General features: G+C 37.5%; 14 protein-coding genes. All 14 read left to right on the top strand.

Features of this window, described 5'->3' with window-relative positions:
• The first annotated feature begins 133 nt into the window (after positions 1-133).
• The 14 genes from GH754_RS00985 (at position 134) to GH754_RS00920 (ending at position 17724) form a co-directional block, all read left to right on the top strand.
• Complete coding sequence (locus tag GH754_RS00985) at positions 134-1576, top strand: aldehyde dehydrogenase family protein (RefSeq protein WP_153726868.1); 1443 nt, start codon at positions 134-136, stop codon at positions 1574-1576.
• A 385-nt stretch (positions 1577-1961) separates the two neighbouring features.
• Entirely contained in the window at positions 1962-3935 is a 1974-nt protein-coding gene (locus GH754_RS00980) for a TRAP transporter permease (RefSeq protein ID WP_153726867.1), read from the top strand.
• A 97-nt stretch (positions 3936-4032) separates the two neighbouring features.
• On the top strand, positions 4033-5136 hold the full coding sequence (locus tag GH754_RS00975; protein WP_153726866.1) for a TAXI family TRAP transporter solute-binding subunit: 1104 nt from the start codon (positions 4033-4035) through the stop codon (positions 5134-5136).
• Between the two features lie 947 nt (positions 5137-6083).
• Positions 6084-6818 carry an SDR family NAD(P)-dependent oxidoreductase gene (locus GH754_RS00970; RefSeq protein ID WP_153726865.1) on the top strand — a complete coding sequence of 245 codons (735 nt, stop codon included), beginning with the start codon at positions 6084-6086 and terminating at the stop codon, positions 6816-6818.
• Positions 6819-7280: 462 nt separating this feature from the next.
• Positions 7281-8432, top strand: a complete 1152-nt coding sequence (locus GH754_RS00965; protein ID WP_153726864.1) for a thiolase family protein — start codon at positions 7281-7283, stop codon at positions 8430-8432.
• Between the two features lie 261 nt (positions 8433-8693).
• Positions 8694-9527, top strand: coding sequence for an enoyl-CoA hydratase-related protein (locus GH754_RS00960; RefSeq protein ID WP_228550086.1), 834 nt, complete (start codon positions 8694-8696; stop codon positions 9525-9527).
• Positions 9524-10363, top strand: a complete 840-nt coding sequence (locus tag GH754_RS00955; RefSeq protein ID WP_153726862.1) for a 3-hydroxyacyl-CoA dehydrogenase family protein — start codon at positions 9524-9526, stop codon at positions 10361-10363. Before GH754_RS00960 ends, GH754_RS00955 begins: the two co-directional genes overlap by 4 nt.
• A 116-nt stretch (positions 10364-10479) precedes the next feature.
• Positions 10480-11535 (top strand): phosphotransferase family protein, encoded by a 1056-nt coding sequence (locus GH754_RS00950; RefSeq protein WP_153726861.1) that lies wholly within the window; start codon positions 10480-10482, stop codon positions 11533-11535.
• Between the two features lie 18 nt (positions 11536-11553).
• Complete coding sequence (locus GH754_RS00945; RefSeq protein WP_153727175.1) at positions 11554-12759, top strand: acyl-CoA dehydrogenase family protein; 1206 nt, start codon at positions 11554-11556, stop codon at positions 12757-12759.
• 77 nt (positions 12760-12836) lie between these two features.
• Positions 12837-13598 carry an SDR family NAD(P)-dependent oxidoreductase gene (locus tag GH754_RS00940; protein WP_153726860.1) on the top strand — a complete coding sequence of 254 codons (762 nt, stop codon included), beginning with the start codon at positions 12837-12839 and terminating at the stop codon, positions 13596-13598.
• 125 nt (positions 13599-13723) lie between these two features.
• Positions 13724-14893 carry an acetyl-CoA acetyltransferase gene (locus tag GH754_RS00935; protein ID WP_153726859.1) on the top strand — a complete coding sequence of 390 codons (1170 nt, stop codon included), beginning with the start codon at positions 13724-13726 and terminating at the stop codon, positions 14891-14893.
• A gap of 2 nt (positions 14894-14895) precedes the next feature.
• On the top strand, positions 14896-15300 hold the full coding sequence (locus tag GH754_RS00930) for a Zn-ribbon domain-containing OB-fold protein (RefSeq protein ID WP_194841246.1): 405 nt from the start codon (positions 14896-14898) through the stop codon (positions 15298-15300).
• Between the two features lie 68 nt (positions 15301-15368).
• On the top strand, positions 15369-16142 hold the full coding sequence (locus GH754_RS00925) for an enoyl-CoA hydratase/isomerase family protein (protein ID WP_153726857.1): 774 nt from the start codon (positions 15369-15371) through the stop codon (positions 16140-16142).
• 40 nt (positions 16143-16182) lie between these two features.
• Positions 16183-17724 (top strand): class I adenylate-forming enzyme family protein, encoded by a 1542-nt coding sequence (locus GH754_RS00920; RefSeq protein WP_153726856.1) that lies wholly within the window; start codon positions 16183-16185, stop codon positions 17722-17724.
• Position 17725: the final 1 nt, after the last annotated feature.

Raw genomic sequence — 17725 nt, 5'->3', positions numbered from 1 at the left:
TATGTTTTATCATAACTTAAATTATAAGAATATTCTATAAAATATTAATAAAATATTGATTTTTAGAATATGATTACTCAAAAGTTGATAAAAGGCTATTAATCAATTTGAAAAGTAGGAAGGGGAGAAATAGATGAGTATTTCAAAAAGTCAATTAGGATCTCACAGGGGATTAATTATAGGTGATCAAGAGATATTTGGTGAGAGTGAATTTACCGTAAAGGACAAATTTTCAGGAGAAGTGATCGCAACCATTACAAAGGCTGGAAAAAAGGATGTAGAAAACGCGGTGACAGAGGCATTAAACACCTTCCACAATGACGAACTGACCCCGTATCAACGCTATGAAATCCTAAAGAAAGCGGGAGAGCTTTTAAAGGAAAGAAAAGAACAGGTTGCATTCACAATTGCAAGAGAGGTAGGGAAAACCATCAAGGATGCAAGAGGAGAGGTAGACCGAGCCATCCAAACGTTAATTCTTTCCTCTGAGGAGGCTAAACGAATTGCTGGGGAGGAGCTTCCGATAGCGGCAAGCCCAGGAGCTGAAAATCGAGTGGGCTTTACGATGAGAATGCCGATTGGAGTTATAGGAGCGATTACGCCGTTCAATTTCCCATTTAATCTAGCCTGTCATAAAATTGCTCCCGCATTGGCGGCAGGAAATACAGTAGTTTGGAAGCCTGCCACTACAACAGCAGCTTCAGCCTATCACTTAATCGAAATATTGCAAGATGCTGGTTTACCTTCAGGCTACGTGAATCTCGTTTGCGGTTCAGGGGCGCAGGTAGGCGACTGGCTATTGCAGGATGAAAGAGTCGGGAAGTATACGTTTACTGGAAGTGCCGAGGTTGGCCGTTATATTAAAGAAAACAGTGGCCTTCGAAAAGTGTCATTAGAATTGGGAAATAACTCACCAAATATTGTCCATCATGATGCCGACCTTGATTTAGCTGCTAAGCTTTGTGCACTCAAAGGCTTTAATACCTCAGGGCAGGCCTGTATTTCGGTTCAACGCATTTATGTTCATAAACAAGCAGAGGAAGCGTTTTTAAGCAAGCTGAAATCTATTACAGAAAATCTAAAAGTTGGGAATCCATTAGAGGAAGAAACGGATATTGGTCCCTTAATTAGTGAGGGAGAAGCTGAGAGAGTTATCAATTGGATTGATGAAGCCGTTTCCCAGGGTGCTGAAATTGTTACCGGTGGAAAACGAGATGGGGCAATCGTGACTCCTACTATTTTGAAGAAGGTTGAGAATGATATGAAGGTAGTTTGTGAGGAGGTTTTCGGTCCGGTTCTTACCGTCTCTACCTATGAGGACATTAATGAGGCGATAGAAGCCGCTAATAACACAGATTATGGCCTTCAATCTGGAATCTTTACAACCGATTTAAATATTGCCATGAAAGCCGTTAAAGGGTTCAAAACTGGAGGGGTTATTGTTAACGATGCTTCTACGTTTAGAGCAGATGCAATGCCTTATGGAGGAATTAAAAATAGTGGGATTGGAAGAGAAGGTCCTCGCTATGCTGTAGAGGTATTAACAGAGCTTAAAACGGTGATTTTGAACCTTTGATCACGCTCGACTGACACAAAAAAATATAAATTGGATACATTTTCATCCGGAGTGATCCTAATGTTTTATTCCTAAAAATTCATCCTAAACCCAACAATAAACGGAAAATAATAAATTTTCTGAAAAGTCATTGATATTTAGGCAACCCTTTGTTACTATATAAAAAACTGGCGATTTGGATACAAAAAATGAATTAATCACTCCACTATTGAAAGCGTTATCATCCTCGTAAAGATTAAAGGATATGAAAGGGCTAGAGGAATGATTGCAGTTCTTTTAGTACCTTCATATTCTGGCTTTTCTCGTTAGTAAGATACACATATTGTCACAACAAAATAGCCTCAAATATGAATACCAGTTCACTAGATTAATAAGGAGGGGAATTATGACCAGCAACCAAGGGTCTGTAGAGAACGAAAAAGTTAATCTTGATGAAGCCAATAAATATTCAACAGAGGCAAAAATGAGGAGTTACAACGGTCCGATGAAATACGTCATTATCGGTCTGTCTATCTTCATGGCTCTATTTCTTATGTATTATAACAGTATTGGAACTATGGAATCGATCATACTGAGGGCTTGGACATTAGGTTTCTTATTGATCCTTTCATTTTTGCTATTTCCTGCATCCAAACGAAGCAGGGGCGAACGTAAGCTACCTACTTTGTGGGACTTTATATGTATCATTTTGTCCCTTGTTTCCATTTACTACTTCATAGATATTTATGAAACCTTTGCAAGAGATTGGGGTGGAAGGCATAGATCGAATTGGAATTTTATATTTGGAGGTATTGCAATTGCCTTGTTATTTGAGGCAAGTAGAAGAGTAGTTGGATATGCTTTGACCATCTTATCAGCAATCTTTCTTTTATACGTCTACTATGGATCTTATATTCCAGGAATATTTGGTCATGGTGGCTTTGAGGTTGAAAGAATTATAGACCAAATGTTTTGGGGCTCAGCTGGTGTTTATGGAATTGCACTTGGTGTATTTACAACGTTTGTGTTTATGTTTGTGCTATTTGGTGCATTTTTGAAAAATAGTGGATTTACCGATTTTATAAATGATTTGGCACTCACTGTTGCGGGTAGAACCGCAGGAGGACCAGCGAAGGTCTCCGTAATTGGGAGCGGATTTATGGGGATGGTAAACGGTAGTGCAGTAGGTAATACCGTAACAACTGGTGCAGTAACCATTCCTTTAATGAAAAAGACTGGATACAAGTCACATTTTGCGGGAGCAGTTGAAGCAACGGCTTCCACAGGTGGTCAATTTGCTCCTCCAGTAATGGGTGCTGCAGGGTTTGTTATGGCAGAGTTTATCGGAGTCCCATATTCGACTGTTATGCTCGCGGCTTTAATTCCTGCTCTGCTTTATTTCCTAACCGTCTTCATGGCGGTACACTTTGAAGCGAAAAGAACGGGACTAAAGGGGATCTCAAAAGAAAATATTCCAAATGGATTAAAAGTCTTAAAAGAGGGCGGACACTTACTCATTCCGATTGCTGTACTCGTTTATTTACTTGTTGATGGAACCACACCGACCTATGCAGCTGTGTTTTCCTTGTTCGCTACAGTTATTGTAAGTTGGTTTCGCAAATCGACAAGAATGGGTTGGAGGAAAATTCTTCTTTCCATTGAAGAAGGGGTGAAAGCTTCCATAGCAGTAGGTGTAGCTACAGCCATTGTTGGTATTATTGTCGGAGCCGTAACTCTCACAAGTTTAGGCCTTGTTATAGGACAAAACATTTTAGATTTCGCAGGCGAAAGTCTTTTAATAGCTGGTTTCTTTACCATGATTATCAGTATCATTATGGGAATGGGAATTCCGGCAACTGCATCCTACATTATAGTCGCAACCGTTTCAGCACCACTATTAGTTGAACTCGGCGCATCTTTAATCGTAGCCCACATGTTTGCATTTTTCTACGCAGCACTATCTAACATCACACCACCAGTTGCACTCGCCTCCTATGCGGCCGCTGGACTCGCGGGGGCATCTCCCAACAAAGTATCACTTACCGCAGTACGTTTAGGTATTACAGGGTTTATCATTCCTTACTTTTTCCTTTTCAATCCAGTCCTATTGTTTGATGGAGTGCATTATATGGATAGTCTTATTGCCATGATCACAGCCATCATTGGGGTCATTGCCTTGGCATCGGGCTTGCAAGGATGGTTATATAATAAGTCTACTTTCATCCAGCGTATCTTGATGACTGCCGCTGGTTTAGCACTCATTACACCTGGATTATTACTAGACTTTATCGGCATTGGGGCCATAATTGTGGTTTATTTCTGGCAAAAAGTAAAGCCAGTAAATAATAAGACTGATCAAGATGTTGGATCAGTCATATAAACTTTTATTCTATTAAAGGGGGGAACGAATTTATTTTATAAACGGGTATTTTCTCTGGAAAAAGGGGCGAAAAAGTAAAAATAAGGAGGTCATTCTGTTGAACAAAAAACTCAAACTTACTTATCTATTCATGATTTTATTGTTTATGGTAGGTTTTTTGATGGCTTGTAGTGGAGGAGAAGATGACGCTTCAGGTAGTGGTGATAGTAACGATACGGAATCATCCGAACAATCAAGAGAGGAGAGCGAAGGAAGTGAAGATAGTGAAGCGGAGGATAGCGGAGAATCTGAGGGCGATGCATCAGCTTCGGTTGACGACTTCACACTTCGCTTCTCAACAGGTACAGAGACAGGATTGTACTATCCCATTGGTGCAGTCATAACTGATTTCTGGCAAAACAAAATTGATGGACTTTCTGCATCTTCACAGGCTTCAAATGGTAGTGTCCAGAATCTGATCTTTATGCAAGAAGGAGAGGTTGAGATGGCACTAGCAATGGGGAATGCCGTACTGGAAGCTTGGAATGGTGAGCGTGGATTTGAAGGTATGCCTTACGAGGATTTGAGAGTAATTGGTCACATGTATCCAAACTATACACAATGGGTCATTCGAGAGGGATCTGGTCTTGAGTCTATTGGTGATATTGCTGGTGGAGAATTTGGTCCAGGGGCTACAGGTAGTGGAACAGACATTGCTTCCCAGGAAGTACTCGAAGCGTATGATCTCACATATGAAGATATGAACATCCACCATGGTGGTTTCCCTGAAACAACTGATATGATGAGAAACAACCAAATTGACATGGCCAATATTGTTGTAGGTATCCCAGGTGCTGCAATTGGTGAAATGATCAGTACAGCTAATGGTGTATTAACAAGTATTGATCAAGAACAACTAGACTACTTAACCGAAAACTATCCATACTGGTTCCAATCAGACATCCCAGCCGGGACTTATGACGGACAGGATAACGATGTAACAACTGCTGCGATTGCAAACGTAATGGTAGTAGATGCGTCCGTTCCAGAGGAAGTGGTTTATGAAATTACAAAAGCAATGTGGGAAAGCAAAGCTGAGTTGGAAGGTTCCCATGAGATCTTTAAGCAGTGGAAGATTGAGGATGTGAAGAAAGGTATTCCAGAGGATATTCCATTCCATGATGGGGCTAAGAAGTATTATGAGGAAGCTGGGGTTTGGTAGGAAGTAATTGGTAGTTTTGTCTCTGTGAAATGTTAATAATGAGAATTATAAAGGGTCAATCTGCTTTAGCGGATTGACCCTTTCATTATAGTTAAAAATGATGGTTCTATAATATATGTTGGGATGTTAATATATTTCTGATAACTTGTTAGACTTTATTTATACCAAAATACAAGCACAAAAAGAAAAGGAGAGCGTGTATATACCCTTCTAACATGTCGTTACTAGGATTAAAAGAGTTTATCATTACCAATCATTCGATAAAGACGGGTACTATCAGCGCGCATCCCACCAATGTCTTGTTGTAGACAAGTTACAAATCGAGTCCATTATTTCTACGTACAGATGATTACGCATAACAAAATATTTGGTAGATACACGGTCTTATTTTACAGAAAACGAAGTTATGTTATGTGAAATAAAATTTATTAAGCTAACTACTTATTCTTTGTTTATAGAATAATAGTAAAATTGTTTTGTGGGTTTAATTTACTGAATAAATAAAATTATCTAAAATTTCAAATAACAGCATTTACAATTGTAAACTTTAATATTATAATTAAAGTAAAGTGAGGCCTCACTTTTAAAAATGGAGGATACTGTATGTCCTTAGTTTAGGAAAGAAAAAGTATAAACCTGATTAACTATTTTAAAAAGGTAAAAAGTAATAGTTATAATAAAAGGGGCTATTTTTTTATAATATAAATCCTTTTGGTTGAGGAATTCTATCCAAATCTACATAATAAAGAAGTCTATCTTCGTTTTTAGCTCATAGTTTCATACTCATACTTTTATCAAGAGCAATTATGAATTAATGGTTTTTTTGTTAATTAGGGTGCAAGCAGGATAACTGAAAGCTACAGAACCAGATATATACAATGAAATAAAGTGTTGCTGTATATAAATATATCTGAAAATTCATATTTTTTAACAAGGAGAGGTAAACTATGACAAAGAGAATTGCTGTTTTCGGTGGAAGTGGTGGTAACGGCTCAGCTATTGCCAAGTTAGCTAGTAAGGATGCTAAAGTTACGATCGGGTATAGAAGTAATAAAGAAAGGGCAGAGGCCACAGCCAAGGAGATTCGTGATTCCAGAGGTGATGCTCAAATCTCTGAAGTTGATATTTGCGACGGTGAATCGGTAAGCCACTTTTACAGCACTGTTCAAGAACATTGGGGAGGTATTGACGGAATTGTTTCCGCGACAGGACCCGCATTTTTGTTAACTCCCATAACAGAAATTAACGATGATGAATTCCGTAATGTTATTGAGGCGGATGTAATTGGTTCATTCAATATCTTAAAGCGAGGGATTCCTTTTCTTAAGAAATCTGGTGGAGGTTCAATCGTACTCTTATTGACTACCGCCGTATTGAGGACTCTAGAAGAGGATGCGTTGTCGATGGTGCCCAAAAAGGCGGTTGAGGGACTGATTAAGACTGCTGCACTGGAATACGGAGAAGACGGTATCCGACTCAATGGTGTTGCACCAGGTTCTATTGATCGCCACAGTATTCACTTTCAAGTTGGTAGAAAGCGATCTAGGGTAGCGTCGCAAACCCCTTTAGGGCGAAAGGGCAAGCCTAGCGAGGTAGCTGAATTGGCAGCGTTCCTGTTATCAGATGCCGCGAGTTATATTTCCGGTCAGATTATTGGAGTCGACGGGGGTTTTAGCGCCTGATATGGAAGAGGCGATTGAAGTTCATGATAGTTATAAAAATTCTTTGTTATGAGCCAATGTGAGCGAGCGTGCGATGTGCCAAAAAAGTAGGAATAAACTATAATAAAATATTTTTCAAAGTTTATTTCAGAGAGAAGGAAAGTGTTTTTTTACCTAATTGGAAATAAAGCAAAAAGCTGAGAAAAGGCTATTCATGTTGTGAAAAAGTCGGCTATGATTTTTCCTTTTCAGAAATAAATAGAAAGAGTAGGCCTAAAAGTAATATATCTTAAAGTCTGCAACGGGAAGTGACATATTATCTTCAGTTACCCCCCCATCCAAAATTTTAAAGTGGAGGGGGGATTGGTATGTGTTCAATATACAATAAACTAATTTGTTCTTAATTATATATTAGCAAAATGTATTATAGATAATTCAATGTAAACTTAGAAAACGATTAGAATGGATAAGGGGGGATATTTTATGCGTGAAGCAGTAATTGTAGAGGCTGTCAGAACAGCAGTAGGCAAACAAAATGGGACTCTAAGTAGCGTTCGAGCAGATGAGTTAGCAGCTAAACCACTAATGGAGGTTGTAGCACGTTCTGGTATTACTGCTGATTTAATAGAAGACGTTATCTTTGGCTGTGTTTCTCAAGTTGGTGAGCAAGCTTTAGATATAGCAAGGATAGCATCACTAATGGCTGGTTATCCAATTACAGTTCCAGGAACAACAATTGATCGTCAGTGTGGATCTAGCCAACAAGCTATTCACTTCGCTGCTCAAGCCATTATTAGTGGCGACATGGATGTAGTTGTTGCAGGAGGAGTTGAAAATATGACTCGTATTCCGATGGGATCCACTAGAAATAACGTAAAGTTTAGCGAAGAATTAACATCGAAACATGAAATGATACATCAAGGATTTTCAGCAAATCGAATTGCTGATAAATGGGGGTTCCATCGTAAAGAATTAGATGAATTTTCATTAGAAAGTCATCAAAAGGCTATTCAAGCACGAAAAATGGGTAGATTTGAAAAAGAAATTATGCCCTTAGAAGTCATACTTCCTGATGGTAAAAAAGCGGTAGTTAAAGATGATGAAGGGCCAAGGGAAAATACGAGTCTTGAGAAATTGGCAAATCTTAAACCGTCTTTTCAAGAAGATGGCAAAATAACAGCAGGAAATTCTAGTCAAATCAGCGATGGAGCAAATGCAATTCTATTAATGTCTAGGGGAAAAGCAGAAGAACTGGGAGTAAAACCAAGATTCCGTGTCCTTGCACGTTCCGTTGTAGGCTCTGATCCGACATTAATGCTAACAGGGCCTATTCCTGCTACAGAAAAAGTACTAAAAAAGGCTGGGCTCACAATTGATGATATTGATCTTTTTGAAGTTAATGAAGCTTTTGCTCCTATACCATTAGCTTGGTTGCAAGAAACAGGAGCAGATCCTAAAAAATTAAATGTGAATGGTGGCGCAATTGCGCTTGGGCATCCATTAGGAGCGAGTGGTGGTCGCTTAATGATTACATTGCTAAACGAACTTGAACGTATAGGTGGACGATTTGGTTTACAAACGATGTGTGAAGGTCACGGAATGGCAAATGCAACTATTATTGAACGCTTAGAGTAAAGATTAGATAAATTATATACACTTAGAACATAAATATGGTATGGGGATTCCTGTCCCATCGCTTAGAGTGTGGTCCCTATTCCATTTGGTAATAACACCATGGAACTGCTTATTGGTTGCTGGTGTGAAAAATCGTTGATGTCACTTGATTGAGTTTGTTCCATAAAAGGTAATCAGATACTATTATAAATTTTGAAGAGGATAGGGTTGCTATTGTAATATATATTGACCAGAGGGGATATATTTAGGGAGTGAATGATCTTGCCTGAAACAATACGAACGGAGTTAAAACAAGGAATTTTAACGGTATTTTTAAATCGGCCCGGCATGTTAAATGCCTATAATTCTCAAATGAAAAATGAGTTAGTGGACATATATCAAAAGGCTGACAAAGATGATGAAGTTAGGGTTGTCATTGTAACGGGGATGGGAAAAGCGTTTTGTGCGGGAAAAGATTTACATGAGGGGAGTTCGACCTTTGCTACTGACGATGATCTAGACAGTTATCGTCTTAGTGGAGGTGAGTTAAGCATGGTTGTGTATCTTTTGAAGAAACCTATTATTGCTGCTATTAATGGTCCTGCGGTTGGGATTGGTTTAACAATGACACTACCAATGGATATTCGGGTTGTCAAAAGAAATACAAAAATTGGGTTCAATTTTGCTAAACTTGGATTGGGCCCAGAGGCAGCATCAGGTTGGTTTTTGCCCCAAATTGTGGGAATAGGAAAAGCGTTAGAGTGGGTATATACCGGAAGATTTATTCCTACTAGTGAAGCACTACAACATGGGTTGGTTAACTACGAAGAAGATGATCCTCTTGAAAAGGCATATGAAATTGCAAGAGATATCGTTACCAACACGGCTGCTACTTCTAATAGTTTTTCAAGGCAATTGCTGTGGAAAATGTTAGGAGAACATCACCCTTATACATCCCACCTCATAGAATCAAAATATTTTTATTGGGCTGGTAATAGTGAAGATGCAAAAGAGGGAGTTCAATCTTTTCTAGATAAGAGGCCAGTAAAATTCCCTTTGAAAGGCAGTGATTTACCTGATTTCTTTAATGTAGAGAAGGAGGAAAAAAATAAATGAAAATAGGAGTTTTGGGATCTGGAATAATGGGTAATGGAATTGCTCAAGTTTTTGCAATGAGTGGTTATAATGTAGTCTTAACTGATTTAAAAAAAGAGGCTTTACATCAAGCAAGAATAGATATGGAGCAAAGCCTAACTAAAATATCTAAGAAAAAGGAAAATAATATAAAACCAAGTGATGTATTACAAAGTGTTGTATTTACAACAGATAAAGAACAGCTTGCGGATTCGGATATTGTAATTGAAGCCATTATTGAAAATATGAAAGCAAAAACAAGTGTATTTCGCGAATTAGATGAAATTTGTGATTCAAAAACAATCCTTGCATCTAACACATCCAGTCTAGCTATCACAGAGATTGCTGCAGCAACAAATCGTCCAGAAAAAGTATGTGGTATACACTTTTTTAATCCAGTTCCTTTAATGAAATTAGTGGAGATTATTAGTGCAGAACAAACATCTAATGAAATAGTTGATAGAATATCAAAAGTTATAGAGTCGGTAAATAAGGAATCTATACAGGTCAAAGATACCCCTTTATTTGTAGTAAACCGTATTCTTGTTCCGATGATCTGTGAAGCCATATTTGTTTTTGAGGAAGGGATCGCAACAGCAGATGATATTGATAAGGGAATGAAGCTAGGTGCTGGTCATCCAATGGGTCCTCTTAAGCTAGCGGATATTATCGGGCTAGACACATTGTTATATGTACAAAAAATGTTATTTCAGGAAACAGGTGACTCAAAGTATCGAGTACCTAAACTATTGAAAAAAATGGTTCGCGCAGGTAACTTTGGTCAGAAAACCGGAAAGGGTTTTTATGACTATCCATAAAAACTTAACCCCTTTAGAAAAATAGTGTTGTAAAATTCTAAAAATTCGTATAAAATAAAAGTGAAGATAAGCTCATATTTATTTTTCTTCTGTAGAGAAAAGGAGGGAGGAATTCAATGAATAAATATATACAGGTAAGGGATGGGGAAGAATTAGACCGAGAAATCATTAAAGCATTTATTTTATCGAATTTTGAAAATGTTAAGGATGACAAGTTTGAAGTGAAACAATTTCCCTCAGGTAAATCTAATTTAACCTACTTCATAAAAATGGGAGAATGGGAAGGTGTTTTAAGACGGCCTCCTAATGGACCTTTACCACCTAAAGCGCATGATATGAATCGTGAGCATGATTTATTAAAGAAGCTACACACTGTGTTCCCTCTAGCACCTAAACCATATATTTTATGTAATGATAAAAGCGTTTTAAATTGTCCTTTTTATATAATGGAGCGAATTAAAGGTCATACAATCGATGATGAATTAATCATTCAAAAGAATATGACTAAAGAACAAAAACGTCATATTTCCACTTTAATGGTAGATGCGATTGTAGAACTACATAATGTAGATTACAAACAGGTAGGACTGGAAAAGCTCGGGTTCCCAAAAGGTTTTTTAGAAAGACGGTTAAATAATTGGATTAGTAGATTTAATAAATACAAAACAGAAGATATTGGTGTTTTAGACAATGTAACAAAGTGGTTGAAAAATAATATTCCAAAGGAACAGAAAGCGACATTAATTCATAATGATTTTAAGCTTAATAATGCACTAGTAGATGATAGTTTAAAGCATTTAAATGGAATTGTTGATTGGGAAATGACCACAATAGGAGACCCCTTATTTGATTTAGGTTCTACATTAAGTTACTGGGTGGAAGAAGATGATTCAGAGTTATTAAAAGAGAGCTTAGAAATTACAACCGCACAACCCGGATTTATTACCCGCGAGGAATTTTTACAAATGTACGTAAGTAAAACTGGAAGAGACATATCATCTTTCCTGTTTTATCTTGTGTTAGCTTATTTCAAAATCGCAGTAACGCAACAACAAATTTATTATCGTTATAAAAGTGGTACAACAAATGATCCACGCTTTGCTAGATTTAAGCAAAGTGTACGAAATTTAATTATATATTCTGATCGTTTAATTCAAAATAAAAGAATTTGAGCAGGGGGAATGAACATGTTGATCTATGAAAAAACAAATAAAGTCAAACAATTAGAAAAAGAAATCACGGAATTCATGGAAGAATATATTTATCCATATGAAAAATTATTTGAGGAACAGTTAAATAGCAATGATAACCGTTGGCAAGAAACTCCTATCTTGAAGGAATTAAAAACGATAGCGAAAGCAAAGGGACTTTGGAACTTGTTTTTGCCAGATAGTGAACATGGTGCTGGACTAACAAATTTTGAGTTTGCGCCTTTGTGTGAAATTATGGGTCGATCGTTAATGGCTCCTGAAGTGTTTAACTGTGCTGCTCCCGATACAGGAAATATGGAAATATTGGATAAATTTGGAACTAAAGAACAAAAAGAAAAGTGGTTGAAGCCATTATTAGAGGGTGAAATTCGTTCAACCTTTTGTATGACAGAACCAGACGTTGCTTCTTCTGATGCTACTAATATTCAAACGAGTATTAAAAGGGATGGAGATTCTTATGTTATTAATGGTCGTAAATGGTGGTCATCGGGAATAGCTTATGAAAATTGCGAAATTTTAATTGTAATGGGAAAGACGGATACTACTGCCCCTAAACATGAGCAACAGTCAATGATACTTGTTCCGAAAGACACACCAGGAATTAAAGTAGTACAAAATTTGTCGGTTTTTGGTTATGATGATGCCCCACATGGTCACAGTGAGGTAATCTTTGATAATGTACGTGTACCTGCGTCAAATATTTTGTGGGAAGAAGGAAAAGGGTTTGCGATAGCTCAAGGTAGACTTGGCCCTGGACGTATCCACCATTGCATGCGGTTAATTGGAATGGCAGAACGATCCTTGGAATATTTAATCAAACGAGCAAAAGTGCGAGAAACTTTTGGGAAATCGCTCATTGATCAAGGGGTTATAAGAAATTGGATTGCCCAATCTAGGGTGGAAATTGATCAAGCAAGATTACTAACTCATAAAACTGCCTATATGATGGATACAGTTGGAAATAAAGAAGCTCGTGCTGAAATTGCGATGATTAAAGTGGTTGCACCTTCCATGGCAGTAAAAGTAATTGATCGAGCAATCCAAGTACATGGTGGCGGTGGTGTAAGTGATACATTTCCACTTGCAAAGCTTTGGGCAAAGGCTAGAACGACAAGAATATCAGATGGACCAGATGAGGTGCATAAAAAAACGGTTGCCAAGCTAGAACTAAAAAAATATTCCTGATTATTGACATCGATATGAGTCTAAAACACATAAATTAGGATTATAATTTTCATTTCTAAAGTAAAGGGGTATTCATTATGGATAGATTATTAGATTTGAGCGGGAAGGTTGCTGTAGTTACTGGTGGTAGCAGAGGAATAGGACGACAAATTGTTTTAGATTTTGCCGAGCATGGGGCCGATGTAGTAATTGTTGGACGAAATAAAACAAAATGTGATGAGGTAGCCCAAGAAGTTAATCAAATGGGACAAAAGGGTGTTCCTATTAGTGCGGATGTAGCAAAACAAGAAGATATTGAATCTATTTTTAATTTATGTACAGATGTGTGTGGAAAGGTAGATATTTTGGTTAATAATGCAGGTACTAATTCTACAAATAAAGCTATCAATGTAACGGAAGCAGAATGGGATTATATTTTTGATGTAAATTTAAAAGGATTGTTCTTCTCTAGTCAACAAGCAGCAAAAATTATGATTTCACAAAAGAGCGGAAAAATAATAAATATTTCGTCAGCCGGTGGATCCCGTGCATACCGAAATATTGCACCATATGCTGCTAGTAAAGCAGCTGTTATCCATCTTACTAGATCCCTTTCCAATGAGTGGGCAAGGTATAATATTCATGTTAATTCTATTGCACCAGGATTGATTTCTACAGATATAAATAAAGATGATATAGCAGATCCAGAAGTATTAGATAGAATGATAAAAATGATTCCGCAAAGGCGTTTGGGACACCCGAAGGACATTGCTTCAATGGCGTTATATCTAGCAGCAGATGCCTCAAATTATATTACGGGTCAAACCTTATTTGTAGATGGGGGTAAAACTGTTGAATAAGGAAAAAGTAAAAAAGTAAATCTACTAAATTAAACTAGAATGTTCATTTAATATGTTTCCATTGCTAAAAAAATTGAAGAGATTCTAAGTTTCTAACAGTTTATAGTAAGAGGAGGAACAAAAAGATGTCGATTAAACATGCTGCCGCAATTGTTGGTATTGGTGATGTTGAATTGGAAAGAGGAAAAGTAATAGGAGGAAAATCGGTATTTCAAATACAGGCTGAATCGGCAAAAAAGGCACTAGATGAGGCCGGTATCAGTAAACAGGAAGTAGACGGCCTATTTACCGCAGGTTTGTGGGGATTACCAGGTGTAGGACAATTTCCGTCTGCGGTAATGGGGGAATATTTAGGTATACAGCCTAAGTATTCTGACTCTACTCAGATTGGTGGCTCATCTTTTGAAGCTCATGTCGGTCATGCAGCAGCGGCTATTCAATCTGGTTTGTGTGAAGTAGCCTTAGTAGTTTATGGGAGCACGCAACGTTCTGATGAAAAACGGCTACCAGTAAAGCCACCTGAACTAACTGGTCAATTTGAAACCCCTTTTGGATTACCTAACCCAGTTGGAGGTTATGCTATGGCTGCTAGAAGGCACATGCATCAGTATGGAACTACCTCTGAACATTTAGCGGAAATTGCTGTGGCGACGAGAAAATGGGCACAGTTAAATCCTCAGGCTACAAAACGTGATCCATTGACAATTGATGACGTGTTAAATTCGCAAATGATAAGTGATCCGCTACATCTTTTAGATTGTTGCCTTGTGACAGATGGAGCTGGTGCAATTGTCCTCGTATCCCCAGAACGAGCAAAAGATTGTAAGACACAACCAATATGGTTGCTAGGTCAAGGAGAGTCACACTCACACTGGTCCATTCAAGGAATGCCTGATTTAACAAGCCTTACAGCCGCAAAGAATGCAGCAAAGGTTGCCTTTGAAATGGCGGGTGTTACTCATGATGATATTGATGTAGTGGAAGTTTATGATTCATTTACTATCACAGCATTACTAACGATTGAAGCTTTAGGATTTTGTCGTCCTGGTGAGGGAGGCGATTTCGTTGCGAATCAACGGACAGCACCAGGTGGGGGTTTTCCGCTAAATACCAATGGAGGTGGACTTTCCCATGCCCATCCTGGAATGTATGGGATACATTTGTTAATTGAAGCCGTACGCCAGCTTCGTGGAGAATGTGGAGATAGACAAGTGGAAGATGCCAAACTAGCGTTAGTAAATGGTACAGGTGGAACATTATCAACTGCATCTGTATGTATATTAGGGAGGGAATAAAAATGGATCAAATAACGAAACCAACCCCAATAGCAGATGGTGACTCAGGACCTTTTTGGGAAGGATGCCAGGAGGAAAAACTAGTTATTCAAAAGTGTAAAGAATGTGATAACCACATCTTTTACCCAAGATATGTTTGTCCAAATTGTATGTCTGATGACCTGCAGTGGGTGGAAGCATGTGGAAAAGGTAAAGTTTATTCATATACAATCGCAAGGCGTGCTGCTCATCCTTCATTTAAAGCGGATGTACCTTACGTAGTAGCTTTAATTGAATTAAAAGAAGGAGTTCGAATAATGTCTAATATTATCAACTGTGATGTTGAGGAAGTTGATTGTGACATGGATGTTAGAGTTGTCTTTAAAGATCAAGAAGGAATGTTGATCCCCAAATTTGAATTAATTTAAAAATCAACTCTCTGATATTAATTTTAATAACAAATTTAGTTTTCGCTTTTTAATAGGAGGGAAGAGGAATGAAATTCTCGTATCATCGAGTACAGCAAAAGAAGGATTTTGCAATTGTTCAAATAGATAATCCTCCAGTCAATGCATTAAGTGATGAAGTCAAAGAAGAGTTGCTGACTGTATTAGAATCATTAAAAAAGAATAATAAGGCAATTATTTTAACCGGTACAGGTAATAAAACATTTGTTGCTGGTGCTGATATAAAGGAGTTAGGAAAGCTTGATGAAAATAGCGGAAGAAAACGAGTATTCCGAAGTAAAAAACTATTTTCGTATATAGAGAATTACCCAATCCCTATTATAGCTGCGGTTAATGCACCTGCTTTAGGTGGGGGTTTTGAAGTTGTCATGTGTTGTGATATTTGTATAGCGGTAAAAGAGGCTAGATTCGGTTTACCAGAGGTTGGGATTGGGGTTATTCCTGGTGGTGGAGGGACCCAAAGGTTAACGAATATTATTTCTCCAGGAATGGCCAAACTGTTGATATATACAGGTAAAGTGATTAAAGCTGATGAGGCACTCCAGTTAGGAATAGTTCAAAAAGTGGTTGAGCAAGAGGATTTAATAAATGAAGCGGAGAAAATGGCGGTAAAGGTAACGCAAAAGGCACCTTTAGCCATACAGTACAGTAAAATTGCCATCAATGAAGGATTAAGTGCTAATAAAGAACAAGGTTTTGATAAAGAAGCTGAGCTATTTTCAAAATTATGTGCTACAAAAGATAAAAACGAGGGAGTTCATGCTTTTTTAGAAAAGCGACCTCCCAATTTCAAAGGTGAATAGAAGTTTAATAGTTTTACTTTGATAAATAGGAGGTGCAAGCATGATTGTAAAAGATATATTGACTCACCATGTGAAAGTTAACCCGCATAAAACTGCAATTATTTCCGATGAACAAAACCTTTCATATCAGGAATTGTATTCGAGGGTAAAACGAACTGCAAATCTTTTAACGGATAAATTCCATTTAACAAGAGGTGATCGCTTCGCCGTTCTTTCAAAGAATAGTGGCTATATTCCAGAGTTATATTATGCTACAGCCTATACAGGCATTGTAGGTGTTCCCATCAATTATCGTTTAACTCTGACAGAAATATGTGACTTACTTGAAGATGCAGAAGCAAAATTAATATTTATTGATTCTGACTATAAGGGATATTTGGAGGAAATAACACAAAAAACAAGAATTAACTTTGGAGTTGTGTTAGATACTGATGGTACTCAAGGTGCTATTTCATATAAAGAAGCTATGAATGAATCGTCAGCTGATTTTATAGAAAAACCATTAACTAAAGATGATATTGTATTACAATTTTATACTTCCGGTACAACAGGTCGTCCTAAAGGTGTTATGATATCCAACGGCAACATTATGGCGAATTCTTGGACCTCGGTAGCGGAGGGGAATATTCGTCATTTTGATCGATTTTTAAATGTAGCACCAATGTGCCATATGTCAGCGGGTTCTAGGGTATTTAGTCTTTCATTTGCTGGCGCTACTCATATCATATTAAAAAAGTTTAATCCAGAGCAAGTACTTCAAGTAATGGATAAACATAAAGTGACCCATGCTTTACTTGTACCAACCATGATTTCTAAACTAATTGAAAACAATAAATTTAATAAGAATATGATGGAACATTTAGATATGATTACATATGGAGCATCCCCAATGCCACTTCCTCTTCTACAAGAAGCGATGGATTTATTTCAATGCAACTTTTGGAATGGCTATGGACTAACAGAAGCAAGTCCAATGTTAACAGGACTGAAACCCAGCGATCATCGTTTAGCATTAACGAATCCAAAATATGAAAACACCTTATACTCTGTTGGGAAGCAATTATTAGGTATTGATATAAAAATAGTGAATGAGGATGGCGAAGAAGTAAAACCAGGTGAATCAGGAGAAATAATTGCTAAAGGGCAAAATATTATGAAAGGGTATTGGAAAAATCCAAAGGCAACGGAGGAAACCATAATAAATGGTTGGTTGTACACAGGTGATATAGGTATGAAGGATGACGAAGGATACATTTATATAGTAGATAGAAAAAAAGATATGTTAATTTCTGGTGGCATTAATATATATCCAAGGGAAATTGAAAAAGTTATTGAGGACTTCGAAGGAATAAAAGAAGTAGCTGTAACTGGAATGGCAGATGAAAAATGGGGAGAAGTTCCGGTCGCATTTATTGTGTCTGACCAATCGGTATCCACTGAAGAACTGAAAAGTTGGTTAGCTAATCGTCTTGCTAAATTTAAGCTTCCCAAAGAGATAATTAAAGTGAATGAATTACCCCGTAACACTACCGGGAAAATTCAAAAGCAAAATTTAAAAACTACTTATTTAACTCACCATTAAT

Origin of the sequence: Salinibacillus xinjiangensis (assembly GCF_009649735.1) — a bacterium.
Taxonomy (GTDB): Bacteria; Bacillota; Bacilli; order Bacillales; family Alkalibacillaceae; genus Salinibacillus; species Salinibacillus xinjiangensis.
The sequence above is the reverse complement of the archived record's forward strand: the minus strand, read 5'-3'. Positions and strand labels throughout refer to the sequence as shown.

Excerpts from the sequence above, each read along its gene's own strand:
- GH754_RS00985 (WP_153726868.1), top strand. The coding sequence starts at position 134 with ATGAGTATTTCAAAAAGTCAATTAGGATCTCACAGGGGATTAATTATA.
- GH754_RS00980 (WP_153726867.1), top strand. The coding sequence starts at position 1,962 with ATGACCAGCAACCAAGGGTCTGTAGAGAACGAAAAAGTTAATCTTGAT.
- GH754_RS00970 (WP_153726865.1), top strand. The coding sequence starts at position 6,084 with ATGACAAAGAGAATTGCTGTTTTCGGTGGAAGTGGTGGTAACGGCTCA.
- GH754_RS00965 (WP_153726864.1), top strand. The coding sequence starts at position 7,281 with ATGCGTGAAGCAGTAATTGTAGAGGCTGTCAGAACAGCAGTAGGCAAA.
- GH754_RS00955 (WP_153726862.1), top strand. The coding sequence starts at position 9,524 with ATGAAAATAGGAGTTTTGGGATCTGGAATAATGGGTAATGGAATTGCT.
- GH754_RS00950 (WP_153726861.1), top strand. The coding sequence starts at position 10,480 with ATGAATAAATATATACAGGTAAGGGATGGGGAAGAATTAGACCGAGAA.
- GH754_RS00940 (WP_153726860.1), top strand. The coding sequence starts at position 12,837 with ATGGATAGATTATTAGATTTGAGCGGGAAGGTTGCTGTAGTTACTGGT.
- GH754_RS00935 (WP_153726859.1), top strand. The coding sequence starts at position 13,724 with ATGTCGATTAAACATGCTGCCGCAATTGTTGGTATTGGTGATGTTGAA.
- GH754_RS00930 (WP_194841246.1), top strand. The coding sequence starts at position 14,896 with ATGGATCAAATAACGAAACCAACCCCAATAGCAGATGGTGACTCAGGA.
- GH754_RS00925 (WP_153726857.1), top strand. The coding sequence starts at position 15,369 with ATGAAATTCTCGTATCATCGAGTACAGCAAAAGAAGGATTTTGCAATT.
- GH754_RS00920 (WP_153726856.1), top strand. The coding sequence starts at position 16,183 with ATGATTGTAAAAGATATATTGACTCACCATGTGAAAGTTAACCCGCAT.